Source organism: Bdellovibrio sp. HM001 (genome assembly GCF_055397275.1).
The window spans coordinates 2138933-2160052 of the sequence record NZ_AP029174.1 but is presented as its reverse complement, the minus strand read 5'-3'; the positions used below and the strand labels follow the sequence as shown (position 1 = coordinate 2160052).

Genomic DNA, 21120 nt, shown 5'->3' with positions numbered 1-21120 from the left:
AAGCGTGTTAATCTCTGAGACGCGCTTGATTATATTAAAAAAACTCACTAAATTTACCGGCCTAAGGGAGTGTTTGTTCAGATGCTCCCTTCTAAACGTGAGTTCTTTTTTTCATCAGAGGAGACCTAGATGACGCCAAGAGTTAGAGAGATTTTGAACTGGTACGGAGCTGACAACCCAGGAGTTTTGACGAACCTGGCTCGCCTGATGAATCACGGTAAGCTGAAGGGAACTGGAAAGCTCGTTATTTTGCCAGTGGATCAGGGTTTCGAACACGGCCCGGCTCGCTCTTTTGCGAAAAATCCAGATGGTTACGATCCAAACTACCACGTTGAGCTGGCGATCGAATCCGGTTGCAGTGCTTATGCGGCTCCACTGGGTGCGATTGAGGCGATTGCTCGTGACTATGCGGGCGAGATTCCTTTGATTCTAAAAATCAACAATTCTGATTCCCTTTACTCCAACAAAGCTCCGATCTCTGCTTTGACGTCTTATGTGGACGACGCTTTGAGACTGGGTTGCGTGGGTATTGGTTTCACGATCTATCCTGGTTCCGCAGATCGCAAACAGCAGTACGAAGAAATCGCCAACGCAGCTCGCGCGGCGAAAGAGGCAGGTCTGGTTGTGGTGATCTGGTCTTACCCACGTGGTGAGCAGATCTCCAAAGAAGGCGAAACAGCGATTGACGTGGTTGCATACGCGGCTCACATCGCGGCTCAGTTGGGCGCGCACATCATCAAAGTAAAGCCTTCCACAGCTCACATTGAACAAGCCGCTGCTGCGAAAGTTTACCAAGAACAAGGTATCAAAGTAACGTCCCAGGTGGATCGCACTCGTCACATCGTGCAGTCTTGCTTTGCTGGCAAACGCATCGTGATCTTCTCTGGTGGCGAAGCGAAAAGCACAGAGGATCTTTTGAAGGAAGTGGGCGAACTGGCACAAGGTGGCGCGTTTGGTTCGATCATGGGCCGCAATGCCTTCCAGCGTCCGAAGAAAGAAGCGCTTGAATTGCTACACAACGTGATGGAAGCCTTCGCTGGTAAAAAGCTATAAGCGCCGGGCGCACAAAGTGCAGGGGCCGCGGGCCCCGCAACTGGAGTAGAAATGAGTATCAATGAAAATCCGCTCAGAGCGGAGAAACGCAAAAAACTTCATGCCCTTCGCGAGAAAGGCATCAACCCATATCCTTACGTCTTTGAAAACAAGGCGAAGATCTCTGAAGTCGTTGCAGAACACGCAGCCACTTTGCAGCCGGGTGAAAAGAAGCCGGAATATTCTTACCGCATCGCCGGTCGTTTGATGACTTTGCGTATGATGGGTAAGGCGTCCTTCTTCAATATCCAGGACCAGACAGGCACAGTGCAGGTTTACGTGAAAGTGGAAGAGCTTTCCGAACAAGACCGCGCGGCCTTTGAATTGGTGGACTTGGGTGATATCGTCGGCGTCGATGGATATGTCTTTAAGTCGCAAAAAGGCGAGTTCTCCATTTACGTGAAGAGCTTCCAGATTCTGACAAAATCCATCGAACCACTGCCGGAGAAATTCCACGGGGTTCAGGATATCGAAATCAAGTATCGTCACAGACACTTGGACTTGATGACGGATGCGGACTCCCGCAAGGTGTTTGAAACTCGTTCCAAAATCATCAAGGAAGTTCGTCGCTTCCTGGATGACCGCGGCTTTATGGAAGTTGAAACACCGACGTTGCAGCCTGTCTATGGTGGTGCAGCGGCGACACCGTTCACGACTCATCACAAAGCTTTGGATATGAAGCTTTACATGAGAATCTCCCCGGAGCTTTATTTGAAGCGCCTGATTGTGGGTGGTTTTGAAAAAGTTTATGAAATCAGCAAAAACTTCCGTAACGAAGGTATCGACAGAACTCACAATCCAGAGTTCGCTTTGCTTGAGTTCTACGAGGCTTACACGGATTACAACTATCAGATGAAGCAGTTCGAAGAGCTGATTTCAGGCCTGGCGTTGAAAATCACGGGCAGCATGAAAGTGACTTATCAAGGCAAGGAAATTGATTTTACCCCGCCTTGGAGACGTCTGACCGTTCATGACGGCGTGAAAGAGTACGCAGGGATTGATCCGGACAAGGCGACAGATGATGAAATCTTCCAGGCCATCCGCAAACACGGTGGCGATATCGACGAACCCGGTAAACGTGGCGAAATGATCATGGAGTTGTTCGAGCTGACGGCGGAACAACACTTGTGGCAGCCGACGTTTGTGATGGATCATCCGGTGGAGATTTCTCCACTGACGAAGATCCACCGCAGAGACAACCGTTTGGTGGAGCGCTTTGAACCTTTCGCAGCGTGCATGGAGATCGGCAATGCTTACTCCGAGCTGAATGATCCCGAAGATCAGTTGGCGCGTTTGAAAGAGCAGGAAGCCAATCGTTCCAAGGACGAGGAAGCTCATCCGATGGATGAGGACTTCTTGTTGGCGATCGATGCCGGCATGCCGCCGACAGGGGGCGTGGGGATCGGTATTGAGCGTATCGTGATGTTGTTAACTGATCGGCCAAGTATCAGAGACATCATCTTCTTCCCGACGATGAGAATCACTAAGTAATCCTGACAAAGGGAGCGTGAAGCTCCCTTTGTGCTTTTAAGAGGGTGTATATGAAAAAGTTCCTTTTCCTTTTGGCTATTGTGGGTCTGACATCCTGCCAAGTGAAGCCGACCAAGGTGACTGTTGAAGAGCCTGTGATGGGTGAAAACGTCACAGCCGAGCGTCTGATGAAGCAAAATCCGGTGATTCTGGATGCAAGGCCTGCATTTGAATTCAACCTGGCGCATGTACCTGGTTCCATCAATGTTCGCTGGGAGGATTTCTCTCAAGCCAATCCGCGTTCTCGTGGTTTGTTGCAGGCGGATCTTTTTGCCTTGGCTAGGCGTTTGTCATTGGTGGGGGTAGATCCTGAAACACCGGTTGTGGTTTTAGGTAAAGGCCCGCAAGGCGTCGGGGAAGAGGGGCGCATCGCCTGGACTTTGAAGGTTCTGGGGGTCAGGAACGTCTATACTCTTTTGCATACATCCTATCGTGAAATGAACACAAACCCGAACCGTGAAGTTCCTCCCGTGAAGAACAAACCTTACTGGAAGCCGGAGGTTGCCGAAGGGCTTGTCGTAGATTTGAAAACCTTCAAGGCGGAGGTGGTTCAAAATTCGAAACCTGTGGTGGTCTTGGATGTGCGTTCCAGTCAGGAATTCGCCCTTCGCAATATTTCGATGGAAAAGTCGGTGAAGGCGGCCGTTGTTAATATCGAATGGAAAGAATTCTTCGGTGAAAAAGGGCTTCCTGAGAAAAAGATTGAGCGTCTGCTTTATGAAAAGAACATAGCTAAAGACAGTCGTATTTTGGTTCTTAGCAATCACGGTGTGCGTTCTGGAGCCGTGGTGTATGCTTTGAATTATCTGGGTTATAAAAAGGCTGCCAACTTTGCCGGAGGCTATGAACAATGGAAGTAAACCCGCAAGAGCTGATTGCCATTCTGAAAGACAAGATTGCTCTTTATGAGCATCTTGGCATTACCGTGGAAGAGATCAGTGCTTCGCGCGTTCGCTTTAAAGTTTCCCTGGAAAAAAACCGCAACCACAAAGGCACGGCTTTTGGTGGAAGCCTGTATGCCAGCGGGGTTTTGGCAGCATATGCGTTGGCTTTGGCCGGGCTGAAGGCACATCAGATACCGACCGAAAATATCGTTATTGCCAAAGGTGAAATTCAGTATCTGCGCCCGGTGGATACGGATTTTGAAGTGGTCAGTGAATTTAGATCCACCCAGGAACAAGAAGATTTCTATAAGACTTTACAGACCCGTGGGCGAGTCCGCGGGTTGATTCGCACTCAGATACTGGGCGAAGGAGGCTCCTTAAAGGCTTCTTTGTTGGGTGATTTTGTCGTCAGGTTGTAAGCCAGGATATCCAGGATTTCAGATTTCTTCACGGGTTTAACGGCATAGGAATCGCAGCCACTGGCAAGGGCTCGCTGCAAATCTTCGACAACCGCTGTCGCTGTCAGGGCGATGATCGGGGTGTGAGTCCTCTTTTGTTCAGCCTCATAGTGCCGGATCATTTCAGTGGCCTTATAGCCGGTCATGATGGGCATCTGCATATCCATGAAGATCAGGTCGTATTTATTCTCTTTAAATTTATCAACGGCTTCCTGCCCGTTGACGGCTTCTTCGCAGTCAAAGGGCAGGCTTTTGAGGTAGTGGATCATCAACACCCGGTTGTCTTCAGAATCGTCCACCAGAAGGATGCGGAAGCGTTGCCCGCTTTTAAGTTGAGTCCAGACGGGGGAGGATTTGCTCTGCTTTTCGATATTGCTGGAAAAGTCCGGGCGATGGGGCAGGGTGATGCGGAACGTGGTTCCGCGTCCAGCAAGGCTTCTCATCTCCATGGTGCCGCCCATGATTTCCACCAGATTTTTTGAAATGACCAGACCCAGACCTGTACCGCCGTACTTGCGGGTGATGGTGGGGTCCCCTTGAAAGAAGGGTGAAAAAAGTTTGGACTGCTTTTCACGGGGGATGCCGATGCCGGTGTCCTGAACCTCGATCAAAAGTTTTTCAGCACCATCTTTGGTCAGATCCACTTTCACTGTGACAGATCCTTCGTTCGTGAACTTTAAAGCGTTCCCGATCAAATTAAAGAGCACTTGCCGTAGCCGGGTGGGGTCACCCCATTGCAAGGGGGGAACTTCTTTGGATAGGATCAGTTCAAAGTGCAGACCTTTTTCTTCCGCTTTGATTTGCAGGATTTCAAAGACACTGCGAACTGTGCTGTGAATGTTGTAACTGACATCTTCGACGGTCAGGGCCTTGGCTTCGATTTTTGAAAAGTCCAAAAGGTCGTTGATCAGAGCTTTGAGATTTTCCCCGGCATGACTGAACAAGGTCAGATAGCGTTCCTGATCTTTTGACAGCTGCGTTTCCCGCAGAAGCTCCAGCATGCCCAGAACTGAATTCAGAGGAGTCCGGATTTCATGACTCATTCGAGCCAGAAACTCGGACTTGGCGCGACTGGCCTCTTCGGCCTGTTCTTTGGCCGCCTTTAACAGTCGCTCAGTTTGGCTCAGTTCATGGATCTTTCCGATTAAGGTTGTGACGGCAGAGCCTGTGATTAAAGAACAGAAACACAAAGTCAGCAGTGTGGCGGGGTTTTGAATTTCGGTAATATTTGAAGACCAGGGCAGGTTCAGCATCTTAGGCAGAATCACAGTCAGAAAAACCACAAATGTGTTCACGGCTAAGGCGGCATAAAGCCCGTACCAGGCCGACGAGGCCAGCATCACAATGCCATAGACGTACCATGTTTTCGGCAAGTCTGTGGCGATCGCCAGGACAAACATCGAACTCAGAATGACAGCAAAGACCACTTTTTCTTTTTTGACCAGGCGATTCCAGTGCAGGGGCGGCAGAGCCTTAAAGGGAAAGAGCGACAGACCTTTATGGCTGAGCCAGGGTGATACTAAGATCAGCGCGGGAATGCTGATGAAAACAGCTCCTAAAAGATCGCCCACGGCGGTGGTGAGTGTATTCCAGAAAAAGACGGACCGGTTTTGAAAACCGGTGAGTGTGAAGATGCCCTGGATTGCGATCGAGCAAACGAGCGACGGAATGACCAGGCCATAGACAAAGTACAGACTAAGATTTTTGGGGCTGGGTTTCCATCCGCGGGAATCTTTGAAGCGCTCGCGAACCAGTACCCAGGACAAAAGAACTTCCAGAGTTTCTGGCAAGGCATAGAGGGGGTAAAGAGCTTTGTTGGGAATATCAAACAGAGTTATGGCAATCAGAGCGTTAACAAACACAGCAGAAAGAACGCGGGGCCCCCACCAAAGAGCCATGACCACGCCCAGGTTGATTGGAAAGTAGATCCAATACACCCCTTGAGTGGATTTAAAGGAGAGACTCAAGAGGGTGCCTGCAAATAAAATGAAGAACGGGACGACCCACGTCCACCCGGGCAATTGCTTCTCTTTCATGCCCCTTATTGTAGGGTCATTTCGGTGGGTGAAGCTAAAACGGAGAACTGAATCTGTTAAAGGTCAATGTGGTCAACTTTGAAGAAAGTTTCGCCAAAACAGGTGCCCGCAGCGCAAGTGTTAAAATTAAGGCAACCGCCTTCTTTTTGAATGCGGTAAATATCGTCTTCCAGAATATCATCCATTCCTCTGGATAAGATTCCCACAATTTCACCTTGTGAATTGATCAGGGGCGAACCCGAGCTGCCTTTAAAGGTGTCCACTTCGACCTTGAAGTTCATTCGACTTATGTCATTTGAAAGGACGGTCGCCACATCTTTTTTAAGCGGAAGTCCCAAGGGATAGGACAGGCTTAAAAGCTTGGTGCCTGCGGTTAAAGTCGCCGTGCTTTCTGCAATTTTCAAGGGGGTCACATCTGCAACGGGGCGATCCAGTTCTATGATCGCATAGTCCATGCCTTTGGTGCTCTGTTCAATTTTGAGGATCCTTTGGCATTTGTAGATTTCAGACTCAGAGATCTCAAGCGTGGTGGCTTTTTCCTGATCCCAGCCAAAGGCAAAGTGCGCCTCAGAACAACTATTTTTTGAATCCACACAGTGAGCCGCTGTCAGAACTTGGTTGGGGGAAATCAGGCTTGCTGTGCAGTAACCCAGCAAAGGCTGCTCTAAGAAGCGCTCATTGGGGCACAGGGGATAGGCCTGGGAAAGACGATAGGTTTTTAAGGCGTATCGGGTCGGAGAAAGATTTTTTAGCTTGTCCGGACTGAACATGGCGGCGACGGCTCGGGCAAAGGCAATCTCGGCCGTGTTTCGTGAAGATATCTCCTGCCGGGTGTCGCCTTTATAGATCACGGCTGTGGTGTCTATGAATTCAAGGGACGCCGTATCGGACTTCGGGGAGCAACCCGCAAGACCCAAAGAAAGCAAAAAGGCATGAGGCAGTAGGGATTTCATCTTACTTCTTTTCCGGACTGAGTCCTGCGACCTGGCCATTGATGGCGATAAAACCGTCTTCATGGGGACCTTTTTTCGGATTCAGATGCAACCAGTGAATGACGGCTCCGACAGGGGAATAACTGTCCTTGATAAAATCTCCGCAGGCGATGATTTCATCTCCATAGCGGAAGTCAGGAAGAGTGCCAAACTTGGTGTTGTAGATCACTTCCACGCGGTCGTCGATGGTGTTCATGTCTTTGTCCAGATCGACTTCGATATGAATGTGTTTTTGACGATCTTCGATCAGACGCACGGCGATCCCGCGCACAAAGGCTCGGGCCAGAAATTTGTTTTCGGTGAACTCTTTCCACGCGAGCACCTGACTTTCATTGAAGTCGATACGGTCTTTGCGATCGAAGCAGGCGGGAAGGCCCTTGGCGAAGGCGTTCGTGGATATAAAAAGCAGTACTAAAATCAAAGAGGAAAGGGCCTTATTCATAAGACGCCAATTTAGCAAAAAAAACGACAATTCGCTGACTTCAGTGTTCTGAAGGTAAAGCTTTCCAAGTCTGTCGAAGGCGTAGTCAGACCAAGGGAAAAACCTTTGGAGTCCAAGCTAGTTATTAGATAGGGGCTCGTTTTATCATCTTGTTTTCCCTTGAATTTCCGTTCTTTTTCAATCAACCCCTGACAGGGGGGAATCGTTGTCAACCAGGGTGCTTAGGCACTAAAGAAAATTCCATTATTGAGGAGTTTTACGAATGAAAACAACGATGGCTATTAAAAGCCTTATTCTCGCATCTGTTTTAAGTCTGCATGGGATGGCCTGGGCTCAGGACTCTGCCAGTCAGGTATCCGAACTGGATGCGGTGGTTATCAAAGACGATCAAGAGCTTAAAACCCGCACCACTTTGCGTGCAGAGCGAATTGAACAAACGCAGGCCGAAGACATCAAGGAATCTTTAAAAGGGGTTTCCGATGTGATGGTCGGTGGAGGTCAGAAGAGCGCTCAAAAGGTTTACGTTCGTGGTGTCGAGGACACTCAGTTGAATGTGACTGTCGATGGGGCCCGTCAAAGTGGTTACCTTTTTCATCATCAAGGCCGCTTAAGTGTTGATCCCGAGCTGCTGAAGAAAATTGACGTGGATGCTGGAACAGGCAACGCACTTTCCGGGCCGGGAGCTTTGGGGGGAGCCGTTCGTTTTGCAACCAAAGATGCGGAAGATCTTTTACTGCCAGGACAACGCTATGGCGCTTTGGTGAAAGCCCGCTATGCAACGAATGCCGACGAAAAAGGGGCAAGTCTGGGCTTTTTTGGTAAACCTTTGGATAACGTCAGCTTCCTTCTGTATGGAAATTTCGCAGAGTCCGGCAACTATCACGCTGGCGGCGGAGATGGCGTTGGGTTTACCGCAGGTAAACCGAAAAGTGGCCTGGGAAAAATCGTTTTCACACCAAGCAATGAACAAAAGCTGACGTTGTCCGCCAACGTGCGCGAGGACAATGCCCGTCGTTCGTTGCGCAATCACTTTGGTGATCTGCCGTTCAATCCCCCGAACGATCAGGAATTCGGCAATCAGACCTATACTTTGCAACACACTTACAATCCGACGACCCCTTGGGTGAATTTGCGTTCTGAAGTCTATACGACATCAACCAAGATGAGTCAGGAAACAACCACTGCCAAATCTGAAGCGGAAGCGAAAAGCTTCGGTGGGCAGATTTCCAATAAAATGGTTCTGGGTTCTTTGAATTCAGTCACGGTGGGGACGGACTATAACGTGGACCGTTCCGAGGGGCATCGTGCAACCGGCACGGAGTCTGAAACCGGTCGCATCTTTGGTTTGTTCACTCAAGGGGTTTACCGTCCAGCACCAGTTTGGACTTTGACGGCGGGTCTTCGTTACGACAACTATGAGCTGGAAGATGTTGCCAGTGAAAAACTGAATTCGCATCACCTCAGCCCCAACGTGCGCGTGGGTTATCAGTTTAATCCGGTATGGTCGGCCTATGCGTCGTGGTCTCAGGCCTTCAAGGGCGCAACTCCGATGGAAGCCTATGTGATGAGCGGTGTGAAGGGGGTGGCTCCGGTCAGCAATCTGAAAGGGACAACCGCCGATACGTCAGAACTTGGCGTGACAGCCCAAGTACAGGGGTTGACCGTGAGCACCGTGGTATATCACACGGTGATGCGTGATGTGATCCAAGTCAGCACCAATCGCACGACGGGGATTATGACTCGCTCGAATGCTGCGGATGATTTGAAGTTCCAGGGTGTGAACTTAAATGCGAACTATGAGTCTGGCGACTATGTGATCCGTGGTGGATATTCCCACAATAAGTCGGAATACGGCAGTGAACCATTGGGTTATGCTGTTTCCACGAAAGGCAGCGCCTTCGGTGATCGTTTTGTATTCGGTGTGGACTACAAGCTCAGTCGGTACAACGTACTTCTGACTTGGGACAGCCTGGTCGCGATGGAGCTAACGGACGTTCCTTCTGGCTCTGTTGAACAGCCGGGATATGATATTCACGACATCGCCGCAAGCTGGATGCCGAATGAAAGAACTCGTGTGGGTATTTCTGTGCTGAACATCTTCGATAAAAAGTATGTCGCACAAGGAACACCTTACCAAGTTCAAGGCGCCTTGAATCCGATCTTTGAGCCGGGTCGTGATGTGCGCTTGACGGCGAGTTATTTGTTCTAGTTTGCGAAGAAAGAATTTAGGAAAGTGTGAGCCCCACAGTCGGTGATTGTGGGGCTTTTGGTTCTGAAGCGGCAGTTGCCTATGCATAAAGGCAGGGGTTTGTGTCTCGGCCATCACTGTTTTTTACCCAAGCATCTCCACAAGAAGCGATTCTTGCCGCGATGATAGTGCGATGAACACCTCTCGTCGCAAGTTCTTGGAGAATGCCACCAAATCCCTGCTGATATACACAAGCCTCCCTGCGGGGCTTGCAGCGGGTGGTAATGAATATCAATCAGATCTTTACACGGGGGTGATTCCTGTTTGTCAAAATATGACCAACGAAATATCCGCTCAATTCACAGTTCTGACAGAAGGCAAAAATCCCTATGCCTATCGGGTGAAGGATCTTCAGGGTAAGGATTTGTCGATCAGAAAATGGGATGAAGAGCATCGCAAGGACTCCTGGTACGGTATTGACAAGTTAATCGTGGAAAAACTGCAGGCTGACCAGCTGTACCGCCTGCAGGTCATCGATAAGGATCGTGGCAAAGTTTTGGATGAAAGGATCTTTAAAAGTCTGCCGCTGAATCGCAAGAAGAAGCTGCGCTTTGCGATCATCAGTTGTTCCTGTGATTTTTATCACCACCAGAATAGCAATATGTGGGACCGCCTGTTTGCGGAACTTCCTGAAATGGTGTTTGTCTTGGGGGATTCCTGTTATGTGGACCTGGGCAGTGACGGCAGCGAAAGGGACCTTTGGCGGCGTCACTGTGAAACCCGCATGACCTTGGCACACTTTAGACAACCTCGCCTGATTCCCACCCTGGCGACCTGGGATGATCACGATTATGGTGAAAACAACCAGAACAAGTACTATTCATTAAAAACACTATCCAAAAGAATCTTTGAATGTTTTTTCGGTTCTATGCCAGTGGCTGGATATCAAAAAGGGCATGGAGTCGGGGCGGTGCTGACGGGATTTGGGCAGCGATTCTTTTTGATGGACGACCGCTATTTCCGGGACGAGCCCCATAGCGGCGGAATGATGTGGGGGAGCGCACAGCAAGAATGGTTGTTGGCAAGCCTGAAGGAAAATGACAAGCCCTCGTGGTTGATGAATGGCAGTCAGTATTTTTCATCCTATGTGGGAAATGAATCCTTTCAAAAGGAATACATGAGAAATCTGGCGGATCTTACAGGTAAGTTGCGTAAGACCGAGGCTCCTGTGGTTTTCGCTTCTGGAGATGTGCACTTTAGTGAAGTGTTGCGAATCGAACCCGAGCTTTTGGGGTATCGCACCTATGAATTTACTTCCAGCGCCATGCACAGTCTGAATTATCCGACCAGTTGGTATATGCGAAATGCCCGGCGAGAAGTGCATACGTGGAAACATAATTTTATGATTATGAATTCTGAAGTTCTTAGTGGAGGAATAAAAACAGACAGCTACTGTCTCGGGCGCCGAGGGCAAAGACTTCTCAGTCATAGTGGGATCGTTCGTCGGGGTTAGAGAGTTTTTTTTCTGCGTGCGTCGTGAATTCAAATCACGCTTCCCATATTTTCAAAAATAGCTAGACTTACGTATTGAATATCTATCATTCCACGAAGGGAATAGTGCATGGGCAGCGTAGTATCATTCATCAATCAAAAAGGTGGCGTGGCAAAGACCACCACAGCTATTAATGTGGCCTCTCAATGGGCTAAGGAAGGCAAGAAAGTTCTTCTGATCGACTTGGACCCGCAGTCTTCTGCAACACGGGCGATCTTCGGCGATGAAGACTTTGAAGACACCATTTACGACGTCATCACCGGCGAAGTGGAAGCTCAAAGTGCCGTGGTTCATTCTCCGTCGTTTGGCTTTGATGTGATCCCGTCTGAAATTATGCTGAGCGGTATTGAAATCATTCTTTCTTCCAAATTTGGCCGCGAAAGCATCCTGAAAAGGGCCCTTGCGGAGATTAAAGAAGAATATGACATCGTTGTGATTGATTGCTCACCATCCCTGGGTCTTTTGACTGTGAATGCATTGATTGCTTCCAAGGACATCGTGATTCCGATCTGTCCGGAATACTTCTCTTTGAAGGGGATTGATCTGATCCTGGATACTTTGAAAAACATCAAAGCGGGCCTGGGGCATCAGATCAATGTGCGTGGTATCATTATTTCCAAATACCGCAACCGTCGTATTGTTGAAAAGGTCATCAGTGATCTGCGCACGAACTACACGATTCCGGTCTTCAACAATTATATCCCGGAATCTATCGCCGTCGAAGAAGCTCATCACAAGCATTTGCCAGTAAATGAGTTCTCTCCGAAGAACCCGGCAGGGTTGGCATTGGCCAATCTGGCACAGGAAATGTGGGCTTGAAGAAGCACAATCCCCTGTTTTTAGATTCAACCCAACCCGTTGGTGATAAGGTGATCACCAACGTGGAGCTTTTGGATGCAAGCTTGCAGGCAGGGGCCGCTTTTTATATTGAAGTCACGGACAGCTTCGGTTTTGTGCAAAAGCACGCATTGAAAATGATCTCCACAAAAAAATCAGTGCGCTACTGTACAGAGCTTTGGTTGAATAACAGCGAAGTGATTCAGTACAGGTTTATGATGGTTGCATCGGGGACTGAACTGCAATCATCGCCGATGAAAGAATCTTTAGCCGGTCATTCCATATCTGAAAAGTGGGACCCGTCGGGTCTTCCGGCGGCGCAATCTGTCAGGGGTAAACCGAAAGGGGCTCCGAAAAAAGCAAAGACCACAGAAATAAAAAAGGTGTCCTCCAGTAAGGGGCAAGGATCTTTGGTGGCAGCGCAAGATTATCAGCAGATGAAGTTCCTGCTGGGAGAGCTTGAATAATTCCTTAAAATGCAATAGCTCGTTACGGAGCTGACGAACTTTCAGACATCGAACAATAAACGTCACCTTGTATATTTTTACCCAATTCCCTTTGAAACTCTGGTAAAACTAGGTCTTCCAAATCAAGAGGTCGACCATGTTTAAAAAGTTCTCTTTGACAATATTAGCGGCGGCAATGCTGGTAGCTTGTGCTCAGCACAATACGGCAGAGGTTCTGACAGATGAATCACAAACCGGTGTTATCGGCGGCCAGAAAGTCGAGCAGGGCAGTGTGGTGATGACTTCCACGGTAGGTCTTTATGACGAGATGACGGGGTCTCTTTGCACCGGGACTTTGATTTCCAGAGAATTGGTTTTAACAGCCGCCCACTGTGTGACGCCGGGTTCAACCGGGTTGATGGTTTTTTTCACCAACGATGTTAAAAATATGAACTCTTACAACTCACAGTATGCGATCAAAGCCCTGCGACACGAAGACTATGATCGCAACCGCAGAATAGACACTGCTGATATTGCCCTGGTTCGTATTAGGGATACTTATTTGCCCGTAGGCTACAAGCCAGCAGCTATTTTGGAGGACTTCACCTCGTTGAAAGATGGCGGCGAAGTGGTGGTTGCGGGTTATGGTTTGAATTGGGCCTTAGGTGTGAAGAAGGGTGCTGGCATTCTGCGCACAACTAAATTGAAAATGAGTCAAGCCCGTCACGGGCAAACCGAGTTGATGTTAAGCCAATCCCTGAAAAAGGGAGTGTGTAGTGGGGATTCCGGTGGCCCGGCCTATGTCGAAAGGAATGGTCAGTTGTATCTGGCAGGAGTTGCCAGCCGCGGGGATGCGGCTGTGATGTTGCTCAGTCCAAAGTGTGACAAGTTCTCGATCTATTCACGAGTGGATGCTTATATGACTTGGATCAAAGAAACTTCAAATAAGTTGATGTCCAAGAAATAAGACTATTTCGGCGCACCCGCTTCAATCCAGCGCTTCATATAATCCAGTTCTTCCGCCGTCAAAGGGGGAAGAATTGTTTTGCCTCTTTGGGGTGGCATAAAGCGTTTGTTCATACCTGGTACGGTGACCTGATAAAGAATACTGTCCTCGGCTGTTTCCGCCAGAAGGTTGCGGTCATGCAGGTTCTCCACCTCATCCAAAACAGTGCGTTTGGCAGTTTCCGCCGTATGGCAGACCATGCATTTGGGCTGCAGGATTTCTTTTTTCAGATTGGCATAGCTGAGCTCTAATTTTTTCAGATCTGTTTTGATTTTTTCTTTCGGAGCTTCCGCGCCCGCACAAGCAGACAGATCGCCAACTTTTTGTGTCGAAACACGACTGTGCAGTTGATCCTCCAGCCATGTTTCCAGAATTTGCTTTTCACAGGAATTCAGAGGGCTGTAACCACCAGAACGTGGTGGCATGGTCCCGGCATGAATCACATCCAGGATTTCTGTTTTTTGCGCCAGCACTTGAGTCGCCGTTCCCATGGCTCGAGCACCCGAAGAATGGCACTCCAGGCAGGTTCTGAGAGAAGTTTGTTTTACGACTTCAAAGGACAGCTCTTTGTTTTGAAAAGCCTTGGCAAAGCTCAGCTCAGCACCGCCGGTCTTAAAAAGACCCAACTCTTCCATGGGATAGCTGCAACCCACCAATGAAAGCCCCACAACCAATACTGACAAAAGGTTCTTTTTCATAATGGGCGCTGTTTTATCAAAAAACAGCGCTCAGGGGGAAGTGATTTAGTGCCAAAGTATAAAATACAGCGGCTGTCTCAAATCAAGACAGTCGAAGTTGTTCCATCGAACGGAATTAAGGGGGCCAAAGAGTTCAGTGCACAAGGGCAGAAACCGAAAAGTATTAGGGTCTGTCCTTAGGAGTACACTTGGAGCGTTTGAGGTCACCTTTAGTTCTTTGGATTATCATGGCGCTGTTGGCGTCGGGTTGCACCTTGGATGCTGATCTGGAAGACCTTTTGTCTAAACGGGAGGTTGAAGATCTTCCCCTGGGAACCTTTCCGATAGATAAAATCACGCCACTTTTCCAAGACGACTTCAATCGTTCTGACGAGCCTCTGATCTCCAATACAAAATGGATGAGTTCTCCGTTGGGGGAATCCTTCCTGATAAATCAAGAGCTGAATGTAGCTGAAAACTCCGGGCTCGTGGTGGCGGCTCCTAACAATCCCGTGGCTTTTGCTGACCTTGCCAAAACTTATATTGAGACTTCCGTTAGAATGGATGGATCTCAGGATCAGGTCTTTTACCTCTTGCCTTACTTTAAGGCGGCCACAAGCGAAATGATTGGTTGCTTTTTTCAGTACTCAGGTGGGACTTTTAAGGTCATTGTCGGATCCGCCGCGAATCTTGCGACTCCTTCTTTTGAATTGTCGGGATACCCGTGGTTGGCAGTGAACTATGTTGGCTGTGAGGTGGATCAAAGCACCGGTGTTGTGTCTGCTTACTTGAATTCTGTGAAACTGGCGGAACGCAGTCAGGTTTCAGTGCCAGCAGCGGCGGACTCTGTGCCACTCATCGCAGGGGGCGGGAACGGCATGGTCTTGGACGATGTAAAGGCCTTTGCTTCATTTCACGAGGGACGGGAAGAGCGCTCAGGGGATCTGCGAATTTATAATGCCCCTTTCGTCGGCTATTATGACAACGAACTGGCGGCCTTCAGTCTTCAGGGGTACTGCTCTGAAAATGGTGCCACCGTTCAGGTCAAGGATGTTTCTGGAGAGTTCCAGGCCCCCTCCGTCGTCTGCGTGGACAATCGTTTTGTGATCCCTTTGGATTTAACAAACGGTTCCCGATTCAAATACGGAATCAACCAACTGCGCATCGAATACACCATGGCGGCCGGGATGCAAGAGCACCTGTGGTATTTCTATCGCAAGGACGGAGTCTTCCCCGCCAGCCGAATCTTGGCGTCGTTCACGAAGCCGTCGGATATGGTCTTGGAAGGAAACTCCGCGAGCACTCAGCAAATTGAGGTGGTCCTGAATCAACCTGCAGCCGTGGATGTCACGGTCAAGTATGCTTTGTCGGGTGTTTCATCCACGGCACAAAATCCAACGCATCACAATCTGCCCGCAACGGGGACTTTGGTTATTCCTAAAGGTCAAAAAAGTGGGATGATTCAATACACCTATAAAGGGGATGCCGCCGCAGGCGGATCGAAGATCCTCCAGGTGGCCATCGTGGATTTGTCTGGCCCGGGCTTAAGAACTCGGATGGGGAAATATCAGATCATAAGAAGGTTTGTTCGTGATGAAGAGTCGCCCTCGGTGGTGCAGATCAGTGCGGGGCTGGCGCAAAGCTGTATGTTATTCGATAATGGACAATTAAAATGCTGGGGTGCAAACGCTGCGGGACAGTTGGGCGATGGCACGCTGATAGATCGAACAGCGCCAAGTTTGGTTGCCGGTGGTGGTCTTTATAGTTACGTCAGCGTGGGGCAAGATCACACTTGTGCTGTCCTTCTGAGTGGTGATTTGCAGTGTTGGGGGCAAAACTTAGGTGGCAAGCTGGGCGATGGCACGGGGACGGATCGATTGGTGCCGACGGCCGTGAACGACACTGCGAAATATACAATGGTCGCATCCTCGATATCACATACATGTGCAGTGACGACCGCCGGAGCTATTAAGTGCTGGGGCAGTACTTTCGGTTACAGCCCCACGCTGGTTAGTGGCGCGGAAACCTACTCAATGGTGACTGCAGGCGAGTCCCACTCCTGCGGCATTACAACTGGCGGCTTTGTGCGATGCTGGGGTGAAAATGGAACTTCGCAGCTGGGGGATGGAACCTCTACGGATCGCATAACTCCCACGCCGCTTCTGGACGCTGACAGATACTCTGTTGTGACTGCGGGTAAAGACTTCACTTGCGGGATTACTGAAGCCGGTAAAGCCAAGTGCTGGGGTAATGGTGGGAATCTTGGGGCGGGGGCCCGTCCTAATTCCGCAACGCCCGTTGAGGTCAGTGGAGGGGATCTGTACGATCGCATTTCAGCGAATTGGCAGTATACCTGTGGTATCGGGCGGCAGGATAAAAGAATTCGCTGTTGGGGATATGATCAAGGTGGAAACCTCGGTAAAGAAAAAAGTCCCACGTCGGTTCAGGTGCCAACATTGACGAGTGATGAGGATCAGTTCGCATTTATTGCCACGGGACCTCAGGTGGGCTGTGGGATCACAGTTGCAGGAGTACCAAAGTGCTGGGGACGAAACATCAATTATAATCGCGGTGATGGTTTTAGGGCCTTGACCCCACAGCGAGTGTTGACCTCTGAAAAGTTTAAAAGCGTTTGGGCGGGTTGGGACACGACATGCGGTGTTTCGACTCAAGGAAAGGCCTATTGCTGGGGTAGCAATGTATTCAATCAGATCGGTGATGGATTGTCCAGCAATCGCGGTGCGCCTGTCGCAGTGGAGGGGGCTGACACCTACAAAGCGGTGGCCACTTCGCAGTACCACTCTTGCGGGATATTGGAAAATGGACTGGCGAAGTGCTGGGGGGCGTCTACCGGCGACGGTCTGATTGGGGACGGAACATCAACGACAAGATCTAAACCCGTGCCGGTCAAAGACAATCATTTGTTTGCGTCGTTGGAAGTTGGCAACAATCATAGCTGTGGGGTGGACTCGCAGGGGTATATCCGGTGCTGGGGTGCGAATTATATGGGTCAGCTTGGAATTGGGTCTTTAAGCAGTCAAAATGGACCGGCTGTCGTTGGTGCAGAACTCTATCAACAAGTCAGTGCGGGTGGGATTCACACCTGTGCCCTAAATACTGCGGGAAAAGCTTATTGCTGGGGTGGTAACACAGCAGGGCAGTTGGGTGACGGCACGGCTGGGTTGGGAACGCACAAAACTGTTCCGACCGCAGTCAGTGGCAGTGATGATTTCAAAGTTGTTTCAAGTGGTGGATTCCACACCTGTGGTATCACAACGGCAGACCTGGTGAAATGTTGGGGGCAAAATTCCATCGGAGAATTGGGGGATGGAACTTTGATCGGCCGCTACGTCCCCACCGCCATTGTCGGAGCAACCACTTACAAAATGATCGATGCTGGTTATTCACACACGTGCGCAATCACTGTTGCTGGAACTGTGCAGTGCTGGGGCAGTAATACCCACGGGCAGTTGGGGAATGGAACCAACATAAACAGCAGTTCTCCCGTGGATATTTCTGACGGTGCTCGCTATAAAATGATCTCGGCGGGGCATACTTACACCTGCGGAGTTACAGAGGCCGACGAGCTGAAATGTTGGGGAGGGAACGCCAATTTTGAGGCGGACCTTGATAAGCTCGGTCTGGGAAGCAGCCCCGTCAACAGTACAGCGCGGCCAGTAACCGCACCGTAAGGTCAGACATCCTTAGGCAACTTTGATTTTGAAAAGGACAGAATACATGGCCTTGAGCATGTCAGGATCATAGCGGCCCGCCAGCTTTTCCTTCATCATGGTGACGGCATCCACCGGAGTCAGCGGGACGTTGTAAGATCTTTGTGTGGTCATGGCGTCATAGGTGTCCGTGATGGCCACAATGCGCGCGAAGGGATGGATCTCGTCAGCGACCAACTGCTGGGGATAACCGTTACCGGCCCAGGATTCATGATGCTCAAAGCAGGCCGCCTTGATCGCATCGCTGATGTTGGGGTGATTGTTCAAAATCACCAGGCCATACTGAGGGTGCATTTTCATCTGCTCCCATTCGGCATCGGACAGGCCGCCTTTTTTGCACAGAATATCCAGGCTGACGCTGCGTTTTCCGATATCGTGAAAAAGGGCGCCGACCCCTAGTTCCTCTAATGTTTTGGCATCATAGCCCAGGGCCTTTCCCAGTCCCAAAGAATAAATGCTGACGTCCAAAGAGTGATTGTAAGTATAGAAGTCGTGTCCTGATAACGAGATCATAAAGCCCATGGCTTCCGGAGCATTTTCCATCAGCTCAATAAAGTCGGTGATGATCGGACGGGACTCGTCCAGGGCACGATTGACATCAGGATTTTCAAAAAGGTCTTCCATCAAGGCGACTGAGGATTCGCGCAGGATCTTGGCTTTGTCGAAGGGATTCAGAAGGTCGGAGTTCATTTCCTCTTTCACCCAGTCACGATAGATTTGTTTGTCTTCCATGCGCACAAAGAAGGAATCCCCGGTGTCACGGTTGTGCAGGGTTTTGATTTTACCTGACCCCAGCTTGTCGCCAGCTCTCAGGTACAGGATGTGTTTGCCATCGACGTAGATGAAGATATCAAAAGAGGTGACTTTATCTGGGCGTATCGTGCTGAGGCGAATGCGGAAGTAAGTCGTTGAATCCATAGAAAAATTCTGCCATGGAACCAGGGGTGATGGAACTAAATCTGCAATAAACAATGGTCTCGGGCTTTGGTCTAGAGCAGGGTGGGTTGAGATTCTCTTACAACGTGCCAATCCGAGACTGCAGAAAGCCCGATGTCACAGGGATGCATTCATTGACTTGTCGTCGGAATCAGAAATAATCGGAGGCCATGGCGTTGCGTTTGAATACCGAGATTCAATATCTTAAAGGAGTGGGTCCCAAATTGGGGGATCTGTTTTCCCGTAAGGGTCTAAAGACTCTTGGGGATCTTTTTGAGTTTTATCCCCGGGCCTATGAAGATCAACGGGCGGCTCGGAATATCGCAAGCCTTCGTCCCGACGATATTGTCAGTATCAAAGCCACCGTGGTGGCGGTTCATAGCATAAACATGGGCCGCTCCGCGCGGAAGATGTATGACGTGGTTTTGCGGGATGCCTCGGGCCAGATTCACTGCAAATACTTCCGTGTACCCTACAAAGGTTACTTCGAGCGCTTTAAGCCCTTCACCGAGGTTCGTGTCGTTGGCAAGGTGACCGAATACCGCGGGCGCATCGAGTTCCACCATCCTGACATCAAGGATGTTGAGCCTGATGAAGAAGCTCAGGACGCCTTGATTCCGCTGTATACAGAAATCGAAGGTCTGGCGACAGCCAAGATCATGAAGCTGGTGCGTTCGGCCTTTGCACAGATTGAAGAATGGCCGGAAGAGGCTTTGCCCAAGTGGATGCGGGAAAAGTACAACCTGATTCCGCGCAAGGATGCCTTGAAGGACATTCACTTCCCGGACCCGAACAGGGCGAAGGAATATGCCGAGTTTAAAACACCGGCCCAAAAAAGAATCATCTTTGATGAATTCTTCTGGTTGGAACTTTATCTGGCGTCCAAAAAAGCGGGCTTCCAGAAAGAAGGGGCGCCACAGATCAGAAACAGTGGCGAAAAGCTTAAAACACTGGCGCAGTCGCTGCCTTTTGAAATGACTGGGGCTCAGAAGCGTGTTTTCACCGAGATCAAAAAAGATTTGGAACGTGGACATCCCATGCACCGAATGGTTCAAGGGGATGTGGGAAGCGGAAAGACACTGGTCAGCTTTATGGCGGCCCTTTATGTCGCGGAAAGTGGTTATCAGTCCTGTTTGATGGCGCCGACTGAAATCCTGGCAGAACAGCACTTTAAGAATGCCAAAAAAGTTCTGGAACCCTTGGGGATTCGTCTGGGACTTTTAGTCGGGAAGACCAAAGCTTCAGAAAAAAAGCAACTTTTGGCAGCCCTTGGCAGCGGTGAAATCGATTTGATCATTGGTACCCACGCGCTGATCGAAGATGATGTCCAATTCAGTAATTTGGGGCTGGTGATCATCGACGAACAACATAGATTCGGTGTTGAACAGCGCGGAGTTCTGAAGAACAAAGGAAACTCGCCGCACTTTTTGGTGATGACGGCAACGCCGATCCCAAGAACGTTGGCGATGACCGTGTATGGTGACCTGGATGTTTCTATCATCGATGAGATGCCAGCCGGGCGCAGTCCGATTCAGACCAGGGCCACATTTGAAAGCAAGCGACCTCAGGCGTTGCAGTTTATGCTGGAACAACTGCAGAAAGGCCGTCAAGCCTACATCGTTTACCCTCTGGTCGAAGAAAGCGAAAAGATTGATCTTAAAGATGCGGTTTCTGAATACGAAAAGCTCAAGCAACTTTATCCACAGGTGAAGTTCGGGCTGTTGCACGGAAAGATGAAACCGGATGAAAAAGATCAGGTCATGGATCAGTTCCGTCGTCATGAAATTCAGGTTCTGGTGTCCACGACGGTGATCGAAGTCGGCGTGGATGTGCCGAATGCCAATATCATGATCATCGAACATGCCGAGCGTTTTGGTTTATCCCAGCTACACCAGTTGCGCGGCCGGGTCGGGCGGGGCGAACATAAAAGTTTCTGCATTCTGATCATGGGATATGCGGTGTCGGAAGAAGGCAAACAGCGCACCGAGATGATGGAAAAAACCTCGGATGGATTTAAGATCGCTGAGTTCGACCTTGAAATGCGCGGTCCCGGCGAGTTCATGGGCACCAAACAGTCCGGTCTTTCCGGATTCAAACTGGCGAATTTGGTGCGTGACATGGCCATCTTGCAAGAGGCTCGTGAAGCGGCCTTTGAGGTTCTGAGAAAAGATCCGAAGTTGTCTTATCTTGAAAACCAGGGGTTGAAAGAGGAACTCCTGCGTGAACATGGGCCTGCAGCTCTGGCGGGTATTGCGTAGACCATCTCGTTCTGAGACAGGATTACGAGTATTTATTGTTTTGGCCTATAAAATA

General features: G+C 49.7%; 16 protein-coding genes. 11 read left to right on the top strand and 5 right to left on the bottom strand.

Going from position 1 to position 21120, the window contains the following annotated elements; all coding sequences use genetic code 11:
• Positions 1-129 precede the first annotated feature (129 nt).
• The 4 genes from ACZ5ZZ_RS10360 to ACZ5ZZ_RS10345 are packed head-to-tail and all read left to right on the top strand — an operon-like array spanning position 130 to position 3925.
• Complete coding sequence (locus ACZ5ZZ_RS10360; protein WP_464139246.1) at positions 130-1053, top strand: class I fructose-bisphosphate aldolase; 924 nt, start codon at positions 130-132, stop codon at positions 1051-1053.
• Between the two features lie 51 nt (positions 1054-1104).
• Positions 1105-2583 (top strand): lysine--tRNA ligase, encoded by a 1479-nt coding sequence (lysS, locus tag ACZ5ZZ_RS10355; protein ID WP_464139244.1) that lies wholly within the window; start codon positions 1105-1107, stop codon positions 2581-2583.
• A gap of 50 nt (positions 2584-2633) precedes the next feature.
• Positions 2634-3482 carry a sulfurtransferase gene (locus ACZ5ZZ_RS10350; RefSeq protein WP_464139243.1) on the top strand — a complete coding sequence of 283 codons (849 nt, stop codon included), beginning with the start codon at positions 2634-2636 and terminating at the stop codon, positions 3480-3482.
• The gene (locus ACZ5ZZ_RS10345; protein ID WP_464130976.1) at positions 3473-3925 is read left to right on the top strand and encodes a YiiD C-terminal domain-containing protein; all 453 of its coding nucleotides are present in this window, start codon (positions 3473-3475) and stop codon (positions 3923-3925) included. Before ACZ5ZZ_RS10350 ends, ACZ5ZZ_RS10345 begins: the two co-directional genes overlap by 10 nt.
• On the opposite strand, the gene ACZ5ZZ_RS10340 is transcribed toward ACZ5ZZ_RS10345, so the two are convergent.
• From ACZ5ZZ_RS10340 to ACZ5ZZ_RS10330, 3 genes are read right to left on the bottom strand one after another with little or no spacing between them, the layout of a single operon-like run.
• Entirely contained in the window at positions 3859-6000 is a 2142-nt protein-coding gene (locus ACZ5ZZ_RS10340; protein WP_464130974.1) for an ATP-binding protein, read from the bottom strand. The two genes, ACZ5ZZ_RS10345 and ACZ5ZZ_RS10340, sit on opposite strands and share 67 nt — an antisense overlap.
• A 56-nt stretch (positions 6001-6056) precedes the next feature.
• Positions 6057-6953: a trypsin-like serine peptidase gene (locus ACZ5ZZ_RS10335; RefSeq protein WP_464130972.1), complete on the bottom strand. Its 897-nt coding sequence runs from the start codon at positions 6951-6953 to the stop codon at positions 6057-6059.
• Position 6954: 1 nt separating this feature from the next.
• Positions 6955-7434 (bottom strand): hypothetical protein, encoded by a 480-nt coding sequence (locus ACZ5ZZ_RS10330; protein ID WP_464117131.1) that lies wholly within the window; start codon positions 7432-7434, stop codon positions 6955-6957.
• A 262-nt stretch (positions 7435-7696) separates the two neighbouring features.
• On the opposite strand from ACZ5ZZ_RS10330, the gene ACZ5ZZ_RS10325 reads away from it, so the two are divergent.
• From ACZ5ZZ_RS10325 to ACZ5ZZ_RS10305, 5 genes are all read left to right on the top strand, one after another.
• Positions 7697-9643 carry a TonB-dependent receptor domain-containing protein gene (locus tag ACZ5ZZ_RS10325; protein WP_464139242.1) on the top strand — a complete coding sequence of 649 codons (1947 nt, stop codon included), beginning with the start codon at positions 7697-7699 and terminating at the stop codon, positions 9641-9643.
• A 172-nt stretch (positions 9644-9815) separates the two neighbouring features.
• Positions 9816-11135 carry an alkaline phosphatase D family protein gene (locus tag ACZ5ZZ_RS10320; protein ID WP_464130969.1) on the top strand — a complete coding sequence of 440 codons (1320 nt, stop codon included), beginning with the start codon at positions 9816-9818 and terminating at the stop codon, positions 11133-11135.
• A gap of 108 nt (positions 11136-11243) precedes the next feature.
• Positions 11244-11993 (top strand): ParA family protein, encoded by a 750-nt coding sequence (locus tag ACZ5ZZ_RS10315; protein ID WP_464130967.1) that lies wholly within the window; start codon positions 11244-11246, stop codon positions 11991-11993.
• On the top strand, positions 11984-12478 hold the full coding sequence (locus ACZ5ZZ_RS10310) for a hypothetical protein (protein WP_464130966.1): 495 nt from the start codon (positions 11984-11986) through the stop codon (positions 12476-12478). The genes ACZ5ZZ_RS10315 and ACZ5ZZ_RS10310 overlap by 10 nt, the downstream gene beginning before the upstream one ends.
• Positions 12479-12614: 136 nt before the next feature.
• Positions 12615-13424: a S1 family peptidase gene (locus ACZ5ZZ_RS10305; RefSeq protein WP_464130964.1), complete on the top strand. Its 810-nt coding sequence runs from the start codon at positions 12615-12617 to the stop codon at positions 13422-13424.
• Positions 13425-13426: 2 nt separating this feature from the next.
• Here the strand turns inward: ACZ5ZZ_RS10305 and ACZ5ZZ_RS10300 are convergent, their stop codons facing one another.
• The gene (locus tag ACZ5ZZ_RS10300) at positions 13427-14161 is read right to left on the bottom strand and encodes a hypothetical protein (RefSeq protein ID WP_464117125.1); all 735 of its coding nucleotides are present in this window, start codon (positions 14159-14161) and stop codon (positions 13427-13429) included.
• A 197-nt stretch (positions 14162-14358) separates the two neighbouring features.
• Between ACZ5ZZ_RS10300 and ACZ5ZZ_RS10295 the strand changes: the two genes are divergently transcribed.
• Complete coding sequence (locus ACZ5ZZ_RS10295; RefSeq protein WP_464130963.1) at positions 14359-17832, top strand: RCC1 domain-containing protein; 3474 nt, start codon at positions 14359-14361, stop codon at positions 17830-17832.
• 12 nt (positions 17833-17844) lie between these two features.
• Here the strand turns inward: ACZ5ZZ_RS10295 and ACZ5ZZ_RS10290 are convergent, their stop codons facing one another.
• A complete protein-coding gene (locus tag ACZ5ZZ_RS10290) occupies positions 17845-18789 on the bottom strand; it encodes an HD-GYP domain-containing protein (protein WP_464117123.1) in 945 nt (314 codons plus the stop codon).
• A 188-nt stretch (positions 18790-18977) separates the two neighbouring features.
• Between ACZ5ZZ_RS10290 and recG the strand changes: the two genes are divergently transcribed.
• Positions 18978-21065 carry an ATP-dependent DNA helicase RecG gene (gene recG, locus ACZ5ZZ_RS10285; RefSeq protein ID WP_464130961.1) on the top strand — a complete coding sequence of 696 codons (2088 nt, stop codon included), beginning with the start codon at positions 18978-18980 and terminating at the stop codon, positions 21063-21065.
• Positions 21066-21120: the final 55 nt, after the last annotated feature.